This is a genomic window from Caulobacter sp. GW821-FHT10E02, assembly GCF_059415225.1.
In genome coordinates this window covers 275329-291552 of record NZ_JBWKMV010000001.1, presented here as the reverse complement: position 1 = coordinate 291552, position 16224 = coordinate 275329, and the positions used below count along the sequence as shown (strand labels likewise).

The following is a 16224-nucleotide window of genomic DNA, read 5'->3' as shown; positions in this document are numbered from 1 at the left end:
AAAGCGTAGACCCATGAAACTGCTTCGCTACGGCCCCAAGGGCGCCGAAAAACCCGGTCTGCTCGACGCCGAGGGCAATATCCGCGACCTGTCGGGCCACGTTGCCGACATCACGGGCGCCCAGCTGTCGCCCGCCAGCCTCAAGGCCCTGGCCGCCATCGACCCGACCTCGCTGCCGCTGGTCGAGGGCTCGCCCCGCTACGGCGTGCCAGTCAACGGCGTGTCCAAGTTCATCGCCGTGGGCCTGAACTTCGCCGACCACGCCGCCGAGTCGAACCTGCCGATCCCGGAAGAGCCGGTGCTGTTCACCAAGGCCGTCAGCTGCCTGACCGGCCCGAACGACAATGTGATGATCCCCAAGGGCTCGCTGAAGACCGACTGGGAAGTCGAGCTGGGCGTCGTGATCGGTTCGCGCGCCTCGTACGTCTCGGAAGCCGAAGCCCTCGACTACGTGGCCGGCTACGTGCTGATCAACGACGTCTCGGAACGCGCCTTCCAGATCGAGCGCGGCGGCACCTGGGACAAGGGCAAGGGCTGCGACACTTTCGGTCCGGTCGGCCCGTGGATGGTCACCTCGGACGAGGTCGGCGACCCGCAGGCCCTGGGCATGTGGCTGGACATCAACGGCCAGCGCAAGCAGGACGGCTCGTCCAAGACCATGATCTTCCCGATCAGCAAGCTGGTCTCGTACATCAGCGAGTTCATGACGCTGGAACCGGGCGACCTGATCACCACCGGCACGCCGCCCGGCGTCGGCATGGGCCAGAAGCCCGAGCCGGTCTATCTGAAGGCCGGCGACGAGATCCGTCTCGGCATCGAGAAGCTGGGCGAGCAGCGCCAGATCGTCGTGGCCTGGTCCAAGGACGGCGCCCAGTGAGCATCTACGCCAATCGCTTCGCCGGCCGCTGCGCCGTCGTGACCGGCGGGGCCTCGGGCCTGGGCAAGGCCGTGGCCGCGCGCATCGTCGCCGAGGGCGGCAAGGTCGCCCTGTGGGACCTGGACGCCGCCAACCTGGAAGCCGCCGCCGCCGAAGTCGGCGCCAGCCACACCGTGGCCCTGGACGTCTCCGACCAGGCCGCCGTCGCCGCCGCCGCTGAAGCCTCCAACAAGGCCCTGGGCAAGATCGACATCCTGGTCGCCTCGGCCGGCATCACCGGCGCCACCGTGCCGGTGCACGAGTTCCCGGTCGACAGCTGGAAGCGCGTGATCGACATCAACCTGAACGGCATTTTCTACTGCTGCCGTGAAACGGTGCCGTACATGCTGGCGGGCGGCTACGGCCGGATCGTCAACGTGGCCTCGGTGGCCGGCAAGGAAGGCAACCCCAACGCCAGCGCCTATTCGGCGTCGAAGGCCGGGGTGATCGGCCTGACCAAGTCGCTGGGCAAGGAGCTGGCCACCAAGGGCGTCATCGCCAACGCCCTGACCCCGGCCACCTTCGAGAGCCCGATCCTGGAGCAGCTGCCCAAGAGCCAGGTCGACTACATGCGGGGCAAGATCCCGATGGGTCGCCTGGGCGAGGTGCACGAGAGCGCGGCCATGGTCTGCTTCATGGCGTCCGAGGAGTGCAGCTTCACCACCGCCGCCACCTTCGACACCTCGGGCGGCCGGACCACCTTCTGATCATGGGGCCATCCGGAACGCCGGAGGTCTAGGAGAGGAACACGCCATGGGCGCCCTGCCCTTCGTCGATGCGCACATCCACCTGTGGGACCTGACGCGCATCCGCTATCCCTGGCTGACGCCGCCGTTCGACGACAATGGTCCGAACGGCAGCGTCGAGGCGATCGCGCACACCTATCTGCTCGACGACTACCTGGCCGACGCAAAAGCCTGGAACGTCGTCGGGGCGGTGCATGTGGACGCAGGGGCGGAAGGCGCCTCGGCGCTGGACGAAACCCGCTGGCTGCAGACGCTCTCGGACGAGCGCGGCCTGCCCAGCGGCCTCGTCGCCTTCGCCGCTCTCGATGCGCCGGACATCGAGGCGCTGCTGGAGGCCCACGCTGCCCACCGCAGCGTTCGGGGCATCCGCCACATCGTCAACTGGCATGCCGATCCCAAGCGCACCTACACCCCGCGAGACGTGACCGGCGATCCGGCCTGGCGCGCGGGCTTTAGCCTTCTCTCGAAGTACGGCCTGTCGTTCGACCTGCAATGCTATCCCGGCCAGATGCTGGGCCTCGTGAACCTGTTCGCGGCCCATCCCGACACGCCGGTGATGATCAACCACGCCGGCATGCCCGTAGACGCCGACAAGACCGAATGGCGCGAAGGCATGAAGGCCCTGGCCGCCCTGCCCCACGTCTCGATCAAGCTGTCGGGCTTCGGCTTCGTCCACCGTCAGTGGACGGAAGACCAGATCCGACCGCTCATCCTCGACGCCATCGACATCTTCGGCGCGGACCGCTGCATGTTCGCCAGCGACGTGCCGACCGACAAGCTGTTCGGCAGCCTGGACAAGCACCTCTCCGCCTATACCGCCATCACCGCCGGCTTCAGCGAGGACGAGCGCCGCGACCTCTTCGGTCGCAACGCCAACCGCCTCTACCGCCTGGGCCTGGACGTCTGATGCGCAAGATCGCCACCCGCATGCGGCTGAAGCCCGGCCGGCTGGACGAGTACCGCCGTCGCCACGATGAGCTGTGGCCCGAGCTCGCCGAGCTGTTGAAGAGCGTCGGCATCTCCGACTATTCCATCCACCACGATCCCGAGACGAACGCCCTGTTCGCCGTGATGTGGTGCGCGACGCCCGAGCGCCTCGACGACCTGCTCGCCCATCCGGTGATGCGGCGCTGGTGGGACGCCATGGCGCCGCTGATGGACGTGAATTCCGACAAATCGCCGGTCAGCGTCCCGCTGGACACCGTGTTCCACCTCGCCTGATCCGGCCATAAGCAAGACAAGTAAGGGAAGAGACCATGACGCCCAATCCGCTACTCGGGGTGCTGTTCCACTGGTTAGGCGGTCTCGCTTCGGCCAGCTTCTACGTGCCCTATCGCGGCGTGAAGCGCTGGTCGTGGGAGGTCTTCTGGCTGACCGGGGGCATCTTCTCCTGGCTGCTGGCCCCGTGGTTCTTCGCCGCCATCCAGACCAAGGACCTGATGGGCGTGATGCACCAAGTACCGGGCAACATCGCCGGCCTCTGCATCCTGTTCGGGGCCTTGTGGGGCTTTGGCGGCCTCACCTACGGCCTGACCATGCGCTATCTAGGCCTGTCGCTGGGCATGGCGGTGGTGCTGGGCCTTTGCACGGTGTTCGGGACCCTGATCCCGCCGATCGTCCAGGGCGACTTCGCCGAGAAGCTGCTGAACAACGCCTCGGGCCGGATCATCCTGCTGGGCCTGGGCATCACCCTGGCCGGCATCGTCGTCGTGGCCCTGGCCGGCGCGCGCAAGGACGCCGCCCTTTCCGAGGACGCCAAGAAGGCCGTCATCGCCGAGTTCGACTTCAAGAAGGGCGTCGCCGTGGCGATCTTCTCGGGGATCATGTCGGCCTGCTTCGCCTTCGGCCTGGCCGCTGGCGAGCCGATCAAGGCGCTGTCGGCCGCGGCTGGCACCGGCCCGCTGTGGACCGGCCTGCCGGTGCTGTGCCTCGTCATGTTCGGCGGCCTGCTGACCAACGGCGTCTGGTGCGGCTTCCTGATCGTCCGCAACAAGAGCGCCGGCCAATGGCTGGGCAAGAGCGCCGAGGCCGGTGAGGCCAAGCCGCCGATGCTGGCCAACTACCTGCTGTGCGCCCTGGCCGGCACCGCCTGGTACTTCCAGTTCTTCTTCTACACGATGGGCGAAAGCCAGATGGGCAAGTTCGGCTTCTCCAGCTGGACCCTGCACATGGCCAGCATCATCATCTTCGGCACCGTCTGGGGCTTTGCCCTGCGCGAGTGGAAGGACGCCCGTCCGGCCGTGAAGGCCACGGTCTGGGGCGGCATCGCCCTGCTGATCCTGGCCACCATCGTCATCGGCTACGGCAACAAGATCGGCGCAGCCTAAGCGTTCTGTCTCCCGTCACAGTCCTGCGCTAGGGTCGCCGCAATCGGGCCGCCCTAGCGCCCAGGACATAGCGAGGAGACCACCGTGAAGATCGTCACCAGCCTCAGCTTCAAGGGCGAATGCCGCCAGGCGTTCGATTTCTACGCCCAGGTCCTGGGCGGCAAGGTCACCGCCGCCTACCCGTTCGGCGAAGGCCCGCCCGACATGCCGGTCGATGCGCAGTACAAGGATTGGCTGATGCACGCCTGGCTGGAAGTCGGCGATCAGGCGATCATGGGCGCGGACATGCCGCCCGAATTCGCCCCGAACATCGACAAGCCGAAGAACGGCTTCGACGTCACCTACCACACCGACGACCCGGCCGAGGCCAAGCGGGTGTTCGACGCGCTGTCGGAAGGCGGCAAGGTCGGCATGGACTTCGCCGCCACCTTCTGGTCGCCGGGCTACGGCAGCTTCACCGACAAGTTCGGCATCCCGTGGATGATCAACACCATCCCGGCCCAGGCCTAATCCAAGTCAGATACGGCGGCCGTCCGCCGCGCGCCCTACTCGACCGAGATCGAGGCGCGCAGGCGGGCGGCGACGTCGCCCAGGGTGATGGCGTTCAGGGAGTCGTTGACCTCCAGGACGCCCTGACCGTGCTGCTGCGACAGGTTGCCGGTGAAGTCGGTCAGCGCGGTGATGTGCTGAGCCAGCAGATCGACCGTGTGCAGCTCCTGCATCACCGACAGGCGATGCTCGTCCGGAACCACTTCCAGGATCTTGCCGAGGGCGACGTCGAGGTGCCCGCACGCCACTGCCGCGATCGACATCTCCGTCGAGATCGCCTTCAGCACCGTTTCAACGCTCGCGGGCGCGAGTTTATCCGACATCAGTACCCCCTGATTCCCTTAAGGGGGACGTGAACACGCGCCGGCCTGTAACGGCAAGCCCTTGATTTGTGCGGCGAAATATCGCGGGGGCGAACCCCATCCCGCGAGACAACGTCAGATGGTCGTTCGGCGCAGAAGCTCGTCGCGGCGCTCGGCCATCTCACGGCGGGTGCGCTCCAGCGCGTCGCCCTCGGCCATCGACAGAAGGGCCTCGACCGTGCGGTTCAGGTGATCGTGGATCACCCGGCGCGCTTCCTTGGGATCGCGGTCGCGCAGCGCGGCGACGATGCGGTGATGGTCCTCGGAAAAGCCCGCCGGATCGGCCAGGCGCACGCGGCGCAGCTGGCTGGAGCAGTCGGGGAATTGCCGGCGCAGCGTCCAGATCTCCTCGACCGCGGCGACGATGGCAGCGTTGCGGGTGGCGTGAGCCACGCCCAGGTGGAAGTCGTGCTCCAGCCGCTCGCCGTCCTCTGTGGCGGCCAGGTTGGCCAGGTCCCGGGCCATCCGCTCCAAGGCCGAGATCTGCTCGTCGCTGACGGCGGCGGCGGCCAGGGCGCAGGCCTCGCCCTCGAACAGGCGACGGGCCTCGGTCAGCTCCAGCGCGCTGACCTCGGCCTCGGCGGCGTCCTCCTCGGGCTTACCGCGCGCGGTGACATAGACGCCCGAGCCCTGGCGGGCCTCGACCAGCCCTTGGAACTCCAGGGCGATCATCGCGTCGCGGATCGTCGGCCGGCTGACGCCGAACGAGTCGGCCAGGCCCCGCTCGGACGGCAGGCGGTCGCCTGGGACATAACGTCCCTCGGCGATCGAGGCCGCGATGGAACGGGCCACCTGCTGATAGAGCTTCTGGGGATCGGGCGCGCCGCGCATCGAACCTCGCTTGGGATGGGACGAATCCATCCTAGCGCGTTTCGGCGAGCTTACGCACCTCGCTGGCCGACAGCAGGAACGCGCCGACGCCATAGAGTTGGGTGTCGTCGCGGCCGACTTGGTCCGGGGCGACGCCGACGCGCTGCACCCAGCCCAGACGACCGTCCGGCTCGATCGCCGCCTCCAGCGCCTTCCAGCCCTTGTCGATGGCCGCACCATACTTGGCGCGCGGCAGCAGGCCGTGATTCACGCCCCAGGCCAGGCCGTAGACGAAGAAGCCCGTGCCGCTGGTCTCCGGCGTCTTCTGCGGCTCCAGCAGCGAGACCGGCCAGTAGCCTTCCGCGCCCTGCAGCGTGACGATCTTGGCCGACATCTGCTTGAAGATCGCCTCGTACTTCGGGCGGCTCGGATGGTTGGCCGGCAGGTCCTGCAGGATCCGCGCGATGCCGGCATAGGCCCAGCCGTTGCCACGGCCCCAGAAGATCTTAGCGCCCGCGTCGCTGCGGCGTTTGATGAAGCGGCTGTCGCGGAAATAGAGGTGGTCGGTCTTGTCGTAGAGATAGTCCGTGGTCGCCCAGAACTCGCTGTCGGCGTGGTCCAGATAGCGCTTGTCGCCGCTGACCTTGGAGAGGCTCACCCAGGCCGGCGGGGCCATGAAGATCGCGTCGCTCCAGCACCAGCGCGCCTGGCAGTAGGGGTCGCCCTTGGCCGGCTTCGGTTCGAAGTCCAGCGACACGGTCGAGGGATCGGCCAGCACGGCGTCGAAGCGGGCGCGGGTCGGCGCCAGCTTGCCCTGGTCCTTGGTGCGGCCGGCGGCCCACACCCAGACCGCGCCCGTGGCGTCGGCGTCGGCGTGGCGCGGACGATGGTCGAAGCCCCAGCCCTCGGCCTCGCCGTGCTTGAGGATCGCGGTCGACAGGTACGGGTCCTGGGCCGCGTCGGCGAAGGTGTAGAGGCCGATATAGAAGGCCGCCTGGATCCAGTCGCGCGGGGCCTCGGTGTCCTTGCGGAACGAGGAGACCGGCACGTAGTCGAAATTGTCCATGTGGGCCAGCTGCCAGGCGGCCACCTTGCGGCCGGCGGCGTCCACCGACGAGGCGGCGACACTGACGACGGCCGGTTTCGGAGCGGCAGCGGCGGTCGTGGCGCTGCCAGCCAGGATGGCGACCGCGGCGGCCGCCTTCAGAAGCGTCTTGAAGGTCATTTGAGGCGTTTCCTCCTGCGTTGTTCTTGTTCTTGGTCGTCTTGTTGTCGTCAGGAGCCCGGGCCGAGGTCCGAGACCGCCAGGACGTCCATGTCGTCGAATTCCAGGTTCTCGCCACCCATCGACCACACGAAGGTGTAGTTCGAGGTGCCGACCCCGCTGTGGATCGACCAGCTGGGCGAGAACACCGCCTCGCCCTCGTCCATGAACACCGCGCGCGGCTCGGACGGCTCGCCCATCAGGTGCATGACCCGACCCGGATCGGTGTCGAAGTACATGTAGATTTCGCTGCGCCGGCGGTGGGTGTGCGGCGGCATGGTGTTCCAGACATTGCCGTCGGCCAGCTCGGTGAAGCCCATCACCAGCTGGCAGGTCTCGACGATGCCGGGGCGGATGGCCTGGCGGATCACCCGACGGTTGGCGGTGGTCGCCTCCCCCGCCTGGATGGTCTTGGCCTCTTCGCGCCGCACCCGCTTGCTGGGGTGGTTGGCGTGGGCAGGATAGCTGACGAAGTAGAACTTGGCCGGGTTGGCGGCGTCATCGCTCTCGAAGCTGACGGCTTCCGTCCCACGGCCGATATAGAGGCTGTCATGGCGGGCAAGGTCGAAGCGCTCGCCGTCCAGGGTCACGAACCCCGGGCCGCCGATGTTGATCACGCCCACTTCGCGACGTTCGCAGAAGAACCGCGAGGCCAGCTCCTTGTGGGTCGGCAGGGTCAGGGCCGTATCCGTCGGCGTCGCCGAACCGACCACCGCCCGCTCGATCTCCAGATAGCTGAGCGACAGCTCGCCCGGCCGGAACAGCTTGTCGATCACGAAGGTGTCGCGCAGTTCGCGCACCGTCATCCGGCTCATGCCGGCGCGGTCGGTGCTCTCACGATAGTCCATCTGAACGCTCATCGGCCGAACTGGCCTCCACTCTGGGGAGGCTGCTGGCCGGTCGCCGTCTTCGCCGGCGATCGCTCCAAGACGAGCATCCATCCCCCCGTTTTTCGCTGGTTGCTAAACCGACATTACCAATCTGGTCGCGACGCCGTAAAGGCCAAACGCACTCGGATTACATGTCCAACGTTGTCACTAGGCCTTTGTCCGCTAAGCCATTTCTGGATTGGGCAATAAAATCAACCGCCCAGGCCATAGGCGCTGATCGAACAGCGCTACTTGACAACTGGCCTGACCATACGTCATCAGTTGGGCATACCAATTAGCCGGCGGACAGTGAGCCAAAGGCAAACGCAGGGAACACCAGGACCATGACCAGCATCCGATTGCTGTTGCTCGCCTCCACGGCCGCCGCCGTGCTCGCCGCCCCCGCCGCGGCGCTGGCCCAGCAGGCCGACACCGCACAGCTCGAAGAGATCATCGTCACCTCCACCAAGCGCGCCGAGCGCCTGCAGGACGTGCCGGTCGCGGTGACCGCCGTCACCGCCGACGTGCTGGACCGCAACAACGTCCGCGAAGTGGGTGACCTGGTGAAGCTGTCGCCGGGCCTGTCGATCGACTACGGCAGCCAGCCGGGCAATTTCAGCATCAAGATGCGCGGCATCGGCACCTTCTCGAACGGCATCGCCGTCGAGTCCGACGTCGCCGTGGTCATCGACGACGTGCCGATCGGCTTCCAGGCCGCCGCCTTCAAGGACCTGATCGACGTCGAGCGCGTGGAAGTCCTGCGCGGTCCGCAGAGCACCCTGTTCGGCAAAAGCGCCATCGCCGGCGTGCTGAACATCGCCACCGCCGCCCCGACCAAGGAATTCTCCGGCAAGTTCATGGCCCTGGCCACGGACGACGGCGAGAAGCGCGCCGGCTTCACCGTCTCGGGTCCGGTCAAGGACGACCTGCTGTTCCGCCTGACGGTGTCCAAGAGCGACTACGAGGGCAACGTCAAGAACCTGACCACCGGCAAGAACGTCAACGGCAGCGCGGGCCTGACCGTCACCGCCAAGCTGGTCTGGACGCCGACCGACAACCTGACCCTCAGCTTCGCCCCGCGCTACAACCACAATGTCAGCAGCTGCTGCGCCAGCGTGATCAGCGAACTGACGCCGGGCCTGTTCTATCAGGGCGAGCCGGCCTTCCCCGCCACCCTGACCCTGCGCGGCATCACCTTCGACAAGAACAACCACTTCCTGCGCGCTGATGACCGCATCGGCGGCGGCAATTCGGACGTGATGGGCCAGACGGCCCGCATCGACTACGACTTCGGGGACGACTCGATCCTGAAGGGCCACACCTTCTCGTCGATCACCTCGCACGATCACTGGAAGATGGTCGACTTCCAGGACATCGACGGTACGGACCAGCCGTTCCTGCTGGGCTTCCCGGTCGCCAGCCCGTCGGGCATCAACAGCGGCGCGGTGATCAACGGCTACTTCCACGCCGACAGCTGGACCCAGGAGTTCCGCGTCACCTCGCCGGGCGCCTCGCGGTTCCGCTACGTGGCTGGCCTCTGGTACGCCCAGAACGACCTGGACCGCTATCTGAACCGCGGCCCGGTGCTGCAGCTGGCCCGCTACCTGGCCGAAAGCACCAACAAGAACTACTCGGCCTACGCCAACGCCACCTTCGACCTGACCGAGCGGCTCAGCGTCACCGGCGGTGCGCGGATCAACCGTCAGAAGATCAGCTACAACTTCGACAAGACGATCTTCGCCAACACGACCCTGACCTCGCCGACCACCCACCAATTCTTCGGCAAGGCCGACCAGGACGACGCCTTCACCGGCAAGATCGGCGTGCAGTACAAGGTCACGCCGGACATCATGACGTACGCGACCTATTCGACGGGCTACAAGGGCCAGGCCTACGACCTGGTCAGCACGTTCAATTCCGCGATCGCCGCCCAGATGCCGGTACCGCCCGAAACCGCCAAGAACTACGAACTGGGCTTCAAGAGCAGCCTGTTCGACCGCCGCGTCTACTTCAACGCCACCGTCTTCCGCGCCGACTATCACGGCTTCCAGACCTCGGTGACCTCGTTCCTGCCGGACGGCACCTTCCTGACCTTCCTGAACAGCGTGGGTCACCTGCGCACCCAGGGCGTCGAGCTGGACGGCGTGGCGCGCGTGACCAAGAACTTCCGGCTCAACGGCGCCTTCGCCTATACCGACGCCACGGTGCAGGACTTCCCGAACGGCCCCTGCTTCAGCGGCCAGGCCACGACCGTCAGCACCGACATCGCCTTCGTCGGCGCGCCGGGCGAGTGCTACTCGACGCCCCGCACCAACGGTCGCGTCCAGAACCTGCACGGCAAGCGCCTGAACAACGTGGCGAAGTTCAAGTTCAACATCGGCGGCCAGTACGACATCGACCTGCCGGGCATGCCCTTCAAGGCCTTCGTCGGCGCCAATGTCCGCTGGCAGGACGACATCAACTTCTCGCTCAGCCAGGACCCGCGCACGGTCCAGAAGGCCTATGGCATCACCGACCTGACGCTGGGCATCAACGACATCGCCGGCCGTTACAAACTGACGGCCTTCGCCAACAACCTGTTCGACAAGCGCTACGCCCAAGGCTTGGGCAACGGCACCTCTGGCTACAGCAACCCGGCCATCCCGACGGCGCTGGGCAAGACCTGGTTCCCGGGCCGCGACGCGTTCCGCTACTTCGGCGCCCGTCTGGACGTCAACTTCTAGGGCCTCCTGCCCTCTTTCTTTCTAGGTCCCCTCCTGCGGCCGGATCCCACCTGCGGATCCGGCCCCTTTTTTTGTGCGCCGCTTGCGCCGACCGCGGAACCATCGAAAGCTCCGCCGTTCCCAGTGGAGACGGATCATCATGCGCGCCTTGGCCTTCACCCTGCTCGCGCTGGCCGCGGCCTCACCGGCCGTCGCCGCCAGCACCTGGGACCTGCCGGCGACGCCCAAGACCGTCGCCTGGGGCCACTACGACGCCACCGACAAGCCGGCGCTGACGATCCAGTCGGGCGACACGGTCGTCATCCACACCCTGCTGACCAACAGCCCGACCGGCCTGGAGAAGGCCGGGGTCGCGCCCGCCGACATCCAGCCGGAGCTGCGCGCGGTCTATGACGGCGTGCCCGCGACCGCGCGCGGCCCGGGCGGGCACATCCTCACCGGTCCGGTGGCGATCGAGGGCGCGGAGCCTGGCGACACGCTGGAGGTGCGCATCCTCAAGGTCGATATGGACATCCCCTACGCCTACAACGCCTTCCGCTATGGCGCGGGGTTCCTGACCGACGACTTCCCCTATGCGCGGATGAAGATCGTGCCACTGGACCGGGAGAAGAAACTCGGTCGCTTCGGTCCGGGCATCAACGTGCCGCTGCGGCCGTTCTTCGGCAGCATGGGTGTGGCCCCGCCACCCGCCTTCGGCCGCTACGACAGCGCGCCGCCGACCATCAACGGCGGCAACATGGACGACAAGGCGCTGGTCGCCGGCACGACCCTGTTCCTGCCGGTCCACGCCAAGGGCGCCCTCTTCCAGGCCGGCGACGGCCACGCCGCCCAAGGCAATGGCGAGGTCGACATCACCGCGCTGGAGACATCGCTGACCGGCACCTTCCAGTTCATCCTGCACAAGGGCGAGAAGAGCCCCTACCCCCGCGCCGAAACGCCGGACGCCTATATCTCGATGGGCTTCGACGACGACCTCAGCAACGCGACGCGCAAGGCGCTGCGCAACATGATCGACTTCCTGGTGGCCGCGAAGGGCATGACCCGCGACGACGCCTACATGCTGATCAGCGTGGCCGGCGACGTCGAGATCACCGAACTGGTCGACCGCAACAAGGGCGTCCACGTGGTGCTGTCGAAGAAGCTCTTCGACAAATAGGCCCTACTTGGCGGCGCTCGCGGCGCGGAGGGCGATCTCCTCGCGCTTGGCCGCCAGGCTCTCGCGGGTGCGCTCGATGGCTTCCAGTTCGGCGGTCAGCAGCAGGTTCTCGATCAGCCCACCCAGGTGTGCCTGCATGGCCGAGCGCGCGGCCCGTGGATCGCGGGTGCGCAGGGCCTCGACGATCTCCTGGTGCTCGTCCTTGAGCGGGCGTTTGCGGACGTGGCTCGCCTTCTCCAGCATCTGCATGCACAGGCGCGAGCGATAGCGCAGGTCCCAGGCGCCCTCGATGATCCGCACCACGGCGTTGTTGCGCGTGGCCTGGGCGATCGAGATGTGGAACTGGCGGTCGGCCAGTTCCGACTGCTCCTTGGTCGAGGCGTCGCTGTTCATCTCGGTGACCAGGGTCTCGAGATAGGCCAGCTCCTCGTCGGTGATCAGGGTTGCGGCCAGGGCGGCGGCCTCGCCTTCGAACAGGCGGCGGGCCTCGGCCTGCTCGAAGGCCCCGATGTCGAGGTCCTTCACCGGCGGCGGCGGCTGGTCCAGGCGGACATAGACGCCCGAGCCCTGGCGGGCTTCCAAGAGGCCCCGCATCTCCAGCGCGATGACGGCGCGACGGACGGTGGGACGGCTGACGCCGAACTCGTCGGCCAGGTCGCGTTCGGACGGCAGGCGCTGGCCAGGCTGATAGGTGCCGTCGGCGATCGTGCTGCTGATCGTCGCGGCCACCTGCTGGTAGAGCCTGGAATCCGGCGAAGGGGTCGTCATCACGAGTGCCACGGACAGACGCCAGGATCGGCGCGTCAAACAGGACTAGCGCGCGTCCCGTCGGCTCACAAGCGCTCGCGGATCGTTGCAATCCAGAGTGGCCTTACCACGACCGCACTTGGCGCACGGGGCGAAGCGACCGGAGGGAGGACTCCGGCCGCCATCGTCGTCCGCCCCGGGAGGAGGTGGCGCAAGATACGCAGCGCCTTGGTCGACGAGCATGCGATCAGGCAAGGCCTGTCGCGCCCGACTAACCTAACGGAACTGGCCAGCCATGCAATGAAAAATGGCCTGACCAATCAACTGACCATCTCCCAGACTCGTACGACCAATTTGGTACCGTTATCTTACCTTCACGCCGCCTGCTTCAGGCCCCAAGGGTGGGCCGGATAGAACTGGGCCATCATCCGGCCGACATAATCGACGAGGCGCGGATAGCTTTCGGCCTCGCGGCGCAGCGGCGAGTCGAAGTGCGGCGTCATGATCCCCGCCAGCATGGCGAAGGCCGTGGCGTCGACGCCGACCGGATGGCTGTCGCGCATCAGATAGGCCTTGTCCTCCAGCAGTTCGTCCAGCGAGCGCAGCGACAGGCTGCCCAGCCACGTCACTTCCTCGCGCAGGTGGCGGCCGACGCCGACGGCGCGGACATTGGTCGTGACGGCTTCCTGGAACCCCTTTCGCAAATCCTCACGCAGATGCTCCGGCGCCGGGTCGAACCACCGCGCGGCCCCCTTGGCGAAGTTGGCCGGCTCCAGGTGGCGGAAGTAGGCGTTCACCCAGCCCAGCTGGTTCTCGATCATCCGCTCGATCGCCCAGGCCTGGGCGCGCTCCTTGCCCGAAAGGCCCATGTCCAGATCGATGTCGTACTTCTGCTCGATGTGGGCGCGGATGAAGGTCGAGTCACCGATCGCCTGGGCGGCGTCCTCGATCCATGGCAGCTGGCCCTTGGGCGCGGTCTCGCGGCTGCCCTGGGTCTTCTTGTAGGTCAGCCCGGCCATCATCAGCTGGACCTCGGTCTTGGTCACATAGGGGCTGATCTCGGGCAGCCCGAACCCGGCTCCGGCGGCGAATAGCGTGATCATCGTCCCTCTCCGATCTCGAATGTCGTGGTGACGACTTGCTACCGCCAGGCTACTGACAGCATGCTGTCAGTAGCGATCGCCGATATTCGAAGTCATGAGACGCGCCGAACGCCTTTTCCAGATCATCCAGATCCTGCGCCGCAGCCGCGCGCCGGTGACGGCCGACGCCATCGCCGCCGAGCTGGAGACGTCGAAACGCAGCGTCTATCGAGACATCGCCGCCCTGGTCGGCCAGCGCGCGCCGATCCGTGGCGAGGCCGGGATCGGCTATGTGCTGGAGGCCGGCTTCGACATGCCGCCCCTGATGCTGACCCCCGACGAGATCGAGGCGGCGGTGCTGGGCGCGCAGTGGGTGGCCGGGCGCGGCGACCCCGTCCTGGCCAAGGCCGCCAACGACCTGATCAGCAAGATCGCCGCCGCCGTGCCCGACCGCCTACGGCCCTATGTGCTGGAGCCGGCCATTGGGGCGTCACCGGCCTGGAAGCCCGAGACCGACCGCATCGACGTCGCCCAGGTCCGCGCCTGGATCCACGCCGGCCGCAAGATCCGCCTGGACTACAGCGATGGGGCCGGCGCGGTCAGCGCGCGGGTGATCTGGCCGGTGACGGTCGGCTATCGCGAGACCATCCGCATGATCATCGCCTGGTGCGAGTTGCGTGAGGCCTTCCGGACCTTCCGCACCGACCGCGTGGTCGGCGCCGAGTTCCTGGAAGAACGCCACGGCAAGCGGCCGGCGGTGCTGCGCGGCGAGTGGATCAAGTTCCGCGACGCCGAGATCGCCGCCTGGAAGCTGAAAGAAAAGGCCGACTGCTAGAGGCCGTGACGCTTGGCGAAGGTCTCGAACAGGCTGGGCCAGGCCGCCACCGGCTTGCCCGGCGTGCCGCGCAGGCCAAAGCCATGGCCGCCCTCCTCGAAGACGTGCAGCTCGGTCGGCACGCCCTTGGCCTTCAGCGCCGCGAACATCACCAGGCTGTTCTCGACCGGCACGGTCTTGTCGTCGGCGGCGTGCAGCTGGAACACCGGCGACAGGCCCGCCGTCACCAGGCGCTCGGGCGAGATCGCCGCGGCCTTTTCGGGCGAGGCGTCGGCGGTCAGCAATTCCTTGCGCGAACCGGCGTGGGCGATAGCCGGGTCCATGCTGATCACCGGATAGATCAGGCCCGACAGGTTGGGCTTGGCCGGCAGGTCGTCGGCGGCGTCGATCCGCTCATAGGTCTTGTCGGCGAAGCGGGTGGTCAGACTGGCCGCCAGGTGGCCGCCGGCCGAGAAGCCCATGATCGCCACGCGATCGGCGCTGAAGCCCATCTCGGCGGCCTTGCTGCGGATCAGGCGGATGCCGCGCTGGGCGTCCTGCAGCGGGGTGTCGGCGCCCGCCGCCCAGCCGTCGCCGGGCATGCGGTAGAACAGGACGAAGCAGGTGTAGCCGTGCTGGTTCAGCCAGCGGGCCATCTCGTAGCCTTCCTTGTCCAGCACCGCCCGCACATAGGCGCCGCCGGGGATCAGCATCACCGCCGCGCCGTTCGGGGTCTTGGGGCGGAACACCACCAGCACCGGCTTGCGGGTGTGGGCCATGGCCCGGTCGCGCACGCCCTTGGGGTCGCCGCGCTCGAGGATCACCTCCTCGACGGTGACCTTCTCGCCGCCGGGCGCGCCGGCGGGCCAGAGGACGATGGTTTCGGTCGGATCCTGATCCACGGGCGCGGCCTCGACGCTCTTGGCCGCCAGCGAAGCCAGGAAGCCGGTGACAAAGGTCGCCAGGGCGCCGCGACGGTTCAGCATGGATCTAGCCTTCTGACGGGTTGTTATGGGACGCGATCCTAAAGACTGGGAAACCGGTTTCCTAGCCCTGCGCGAACCGAAGATGATGCAGCACGATCCCGCTGGTGGTGGCCACGTTCAGCGAGTCGAAGCCGCCCGCCATCGGGATGCCGATCGTTCGCGCCTTGGCCATCACCGCCGGCGTCAGGCCCGGCCCTTCGGCGCCCAGCAGCACCGCCGTCCGGGGCGCGGGTTTCAGGCGGGCCAGGATCTCGGTCGCCGAGGGGCTGAGCGCCAGGCCCTCGAAGCCGGTCGCCGCCAGCAGCTCGGCGATGTCCTCGCCCCGCTCCAGCTTCGCGGTCGGGATCGACAGCGCCGCCCCGACCGAGACGCGGATGGCCTTGCGGTACAGCGGATCGCAGCAGTCGGCGTCCAGGATCACCGCGTCGGCCCCGAAAGCGGCGGCGTTGCGATAGATGCCGCCGATGTTGTCGTGGTTGGCGATGCCGCACAGCACCAGCACCACCGCCCGCGCCGGCAGGCCGGCCAAGAGGTCGCGGGCCGGGATCGGCTCAGGCTTCTTCCCCACCGCCAGCACACCGCGATGCAGATGGAAGCCGGCGATGGCGTCGACCACCGCCTGGTCGGCGAAATGGACGGGCGTCTCGTCCGGAAGCCCCTCGAAGACGTCGGTCAGCTTGTCCTTGCGCTTGGGATCGATCAGCAGCGAGACCACCCGCTCGGGCGCGTCGCGGACGAAGGCCCGCAGCACCGTCTCGCCCTCAGCGATGAACAGGCCCTCGCGGCCGACCAGGTCGCGCTCCTTGATCGCCCGGAACGGAGCGACGGCGGGATCGTCGGGATCGGTGACGACGCGATACTGGGGCAAGGCAG

The 16224-nt window shown here is 67.4% G+C and carries 17 protein-coding genes; 9 read left to right on the top strand and 8 right to left on the bottom strand.

All coding sequences use genetic code 11. From position 1 onward, the window contains the following. The first annotated feature begins 13 nt into the window (after nt 1-13). From AC07NI_RS01365 to AC07NI_RS01340, 6 genes are all read left to right on the top strand, one after another. Complete coding sequence (locus tag AC07NI_RS01365; RefSeq protein ID WP_494615164.1) at nt 14-877, top strand: 2,4-didehydro-3-deoxy-L-rhamnonate hydrolase; 864 nt, start codon at nt 14-16, stop codon at nt 875-877. Next, nucleotides 874-1623, top strand: coding sequence for an SDR family NAD(P)-dependent oxidoreductase (locus AC07NI_RS01360; RefSeq protein WP_494615163.1), 750 nt, complete (start codon nt 874-876; stop codon nt 1621-1623). The genes AC07NI_RS01365 and AC07NI_RS01360 overlap by 4 nt, the downstream gene beginning before the upstream one ends. A gap of 46 nt (nt 1624-1669) precedes the next feature. Further along, the gene (locus AC07NI_RS01355; RefSeq protein ID WP_494615159.1) at nt 1670-2569 is read left to right on the top strand and encodes an amidohydrolase family protein; all 900 of its coding nucleotides are present in this window, start codon (nt 1670-1672) and stop codon (nt 2567-2569) included. Next, nucleotides 2569-2883 carry an L-rhamnose mutarotase gene (locus AC07NI_RS01350; RefSeq protein ID WP_494615155.1) on the top strand — a complete coding sequence of 105 codons (315 nt, stop codon included), beginning with the start codon at nt 2569-2571 and terminating at the stop codon, nt 2881-2883. The genes AC07NI_RS01355 and AC07NI_RS01350 overlap by 1 nt, the downstream gene beginning before the upstream one ends. A 35-nt stretch (nt 2884-2918) precedes the next feature. Continuing rightward, nucleotides 2919-3989, top strand: a complete 1071-nt coding sequence (gene rhaT / locus AC07NI_RS01345; RefSeq protein ID WP_494615153.1) for an L-rhamnose/proton symporter RhaT — start codon at nt 2919-2921, stop codon at nt 3987-3989. A gap of 84 nt (nt 3990-4073) precedes the next feature. Next, nucleotides 4074-4499 carry a VOC family protein gene (locus tag AC07NI_RS01340; RefSeq protein WP_494615149.1) on the top strand — a complete coding sequence of 142 codons (426 nt, stop codon included), beginning with the start codon at nt 4074-4076 and terminating at the stop codon, nt 4497-4499. 35 nt (nt 4500-4534) lie between these two features. On the opposite strand, the gene AC07NI_RS01335 is transcribed toward AC07NI_RS01340, so the two are convergent. The 4 genes from AC07NI_RS01335 to kduI form a co-directional block, all read right to left on the bottom strand. Continuing rightward, the gene (locus AC07NI_RS01335) at nt 4535-4861 is read right to left on the bottom strand and encodes a DUF8776 family protein (RefSeq protein ID WP_494615145.1); all 327 of its coding nucleotides are present in this window, start codon (nt 4859-4861) and stop codon (nt 4535-4537) included. A gap of 114 nt (nt 4862-4975) precedes the next feature. Continuing rightward, nucleotides 4976-5731 (bottom strand): FadR/GntR family transcriptional regulator, encoded by a 756-nt coding sequence (locus AC07NI_RS01330; protein ID WP_494615141.1) that lies wholly within the window; start codon nt 5729-5731, stop codon nt 4976-4978. A gap of 31 nt (nt 5732-5762) precedes the next feature. Beyond that, on the bottom strand, nt 5763-6935 hold the full coding sequence (locus AC07NI_RS01325) for a glycoside hydrolase family 88/105 protein (RefSeq protein ID WP_494615139.1): 1173 nt from the start codon (nt 6933-6935) through the stop codon (nt 5763-5765). Between the two features lie 50 nt (nt 6936-6985). Next, the gene (gene kduI, locus AC07NI_RS01320; RefSeq protein WP_494615135.1) at nt 6986-7834 is read right to left on the bottom strand and encodes a 5-dehydro-4-deoxy-D-glucuronate isomerase; all 849 of its coding nucleotides are present in this window, start codon (nt 7832-7834) and stop codon (nt 6986-6988) included. Nucleotides 7835-8187: 353 nt separating this feature from the next. On the opposite strand from kduI, the gene AC07NI_RS01315 reads away from it, so the two are divergent. Continuing rightward, nucleotides 8188-10566, top strand: coding sequence for a TonB-dependent receptor (locus AC07NI_RS01315; protein ID WP_494615131.1), 2379 nt, complete (start codon nt 8188-8190; stop codon nt 10564-10566). 139 nt (nt 10567-10705) lie between these two features. Further along, entirely contained in the window at nt 10706-11722 is a 1017-nt protein-coding gene (locus tag AC07NI_RS01310; protein ID WP_494615126.1) for an acetamidase/formamidase family protein, read from the top strand. Between the two features lie 3 nt (nt 11723-11725). Here the strand turns inward: AC07NI_RS01310 and AC07NI_RS01305 are convergent, their stop codons facing one another. Next, the gene (locus AC07NI_RS01305; RefSeq protein WP_494615121.1) at nt 11726-12490 is read right to left on the bottom strand and encodes a FadR/GntR family transcriptional regulator; all 765 of its coding nucleotides are present in this window, start codon (nt 12488-12490) and stop codon (nt 11726-11728) included. Nucleotides 12491-12843: 353 nt separating this feature from the next. Then, the gene (locus AC07NI_RS01300) at nt 12844-13572 is read right to left on the bottom strand and encodes a glutathione S-transferase family protein (protein ID WP_494615118.1); all 729 of its coding nucleotides are present in this window, start codon (nt 13570-13572) and stop codon (nt 12844-12846) included. A gap of 94 nt (nt 13573-13666) precedes the next feature. Between AC07NI_RS01300 and AC07NI_RS01295 the strand changes: the two genes are divergently transcribed. Then, a complete protein-coding gene (locus tag AC07NI_RS01295) occupies nt 13667-14386 on the top strand; it encodes a helix-turn-helix transcriptional regulator (RefSeq protein WP_492887802.1) in 720 nt (239 codons plus the stop codon). On the opposite strand, the gene AC07NI_RS01290 is transcribed toward AC07NI_RS01295, so the two are convergent. After that, on the bottom strand, nt 14383-15351 hold the full coding sequence (locus tag AC07NI_RS01290) for an alpha/beta hydrolase (protein ID WP_494615110.1): 969 nt from the start codon (nt 15349-15351) through the stop codon (nt 14383-14385). The two genes, AC07NI_RS01295 and AC07NI_RS01290, sit on opposite strands and share 4 nt — an antisense overlap. Nucleotides 15352-15412: 61 nt before the next feature. After that, nucleotides 15413-16219 (bottom strand): TrmH family RNA methyltransferase, encoded by an 807-nt coding sequence (locus AC07NI_RS01285; protein WP_494615104.1) that lies wholly within the window; start codon nt 16217-16219, stop codon nt 15413-15415. Nucleotides 16220-16224: the final 5 nt, after the last annotated feature.

Coding starts and splice junctions, on each gene's coding strand:
- AC07NI_RS01365 (WP_494615164.1), top strand. CDS start 14: ATGAAACTGCTTCGCTACGGCCCCAAGGGCGCCGAAAAACCCGGTCTG.
- AC07NI_RS01355 (WP_494615159.1), top strand. CDS start 1,670: ATGGGCGCCCTGCCCTTCGTCGATGCGCACATCCACCTGTGGGACCTG.
- AC07NI_RS01350 (WP_494615155.1), top strand. CDS start 2,569: ATGCGCAAGATCGCCACCCGCATGCGGCTGAAGCCCGGCCGGCTGGAC.
- rhaT (WP_494615153.1), top strand. CDS start 2,919: ATGACGCCCAATCCGCTACTCGGGGTGCTGTTCCACTGGTTAGGCGGT.
- AC07NI_RS01335 (WP_494615145.1), bottom strand. CDS start 4,861: ATGTCGGATAAACTCGCGCCCGCGAGCGTTGAAACGGTGCTGAAGGCG.
- AC07NI_RS01330 (WP_494615141.1), bottom strand. CDS start 5,731: ATGCGCGGCGCGCCCGATCCCCAGAAGCTCTATCAGCAGGTGGCCCGT.
- AC07NI_RS01325 (WP_494615139.1), bottom strand. CDS start 6,935: ATGACCTTCAAGACGCTTCTGAAGGCGGCCGCCGCGGTCGCCATCCTG.
- kduI (WP_494615135.1), bottom strand. CDS start 7,834: ATGAGCGTTCAGATGGACTATCGTGAGAGCACCGACCGCGCCGGCATG.
- AC07NI_RS01315 (WP_494615131.1), top strand. CDS start 8,188: ATGACCAGCATCCGATTGCTGTTGCTCGCCTCCACGGCCGCCGCCGTG.
- AC07NI_RS01310 (WP_494615126.1), top strand. CDS start 10,706: ATGCGCGCCTTGGCCTTCACCCTGCTCGCGCTGGCCGCGGCCTCACCG.
- AC07NI_RS01305 (WP_494615121.1), bottom strand. CDS start 12,490: ATGACGACCCCTTCGCCGGATTCCAGGCTCTACCAGCAGGTGGCCGCG.
- AC07NI_RS01300 (WP_494615118.1), bottom strand. CDS start 13,572: ATGATCACGCTATTCGCCGCCGGAGCCGGGTTCGGGCTGCCCGAGATC.
- AC07NI_RS01295 (WP_492887802.1), top strand. CDS start 13,667: ATGAGACGCGCCGAACGCCTTTTCCAGATCATCCAGATCCTGCGCCGC.
- AC07NI_RS01290 (WP_494615110.1), bottom strand. CDS start 15,351: ATGCTGAACCGTCGCGGCGCCCTGGCGACCTTTGTCACCGGCTTCCTG.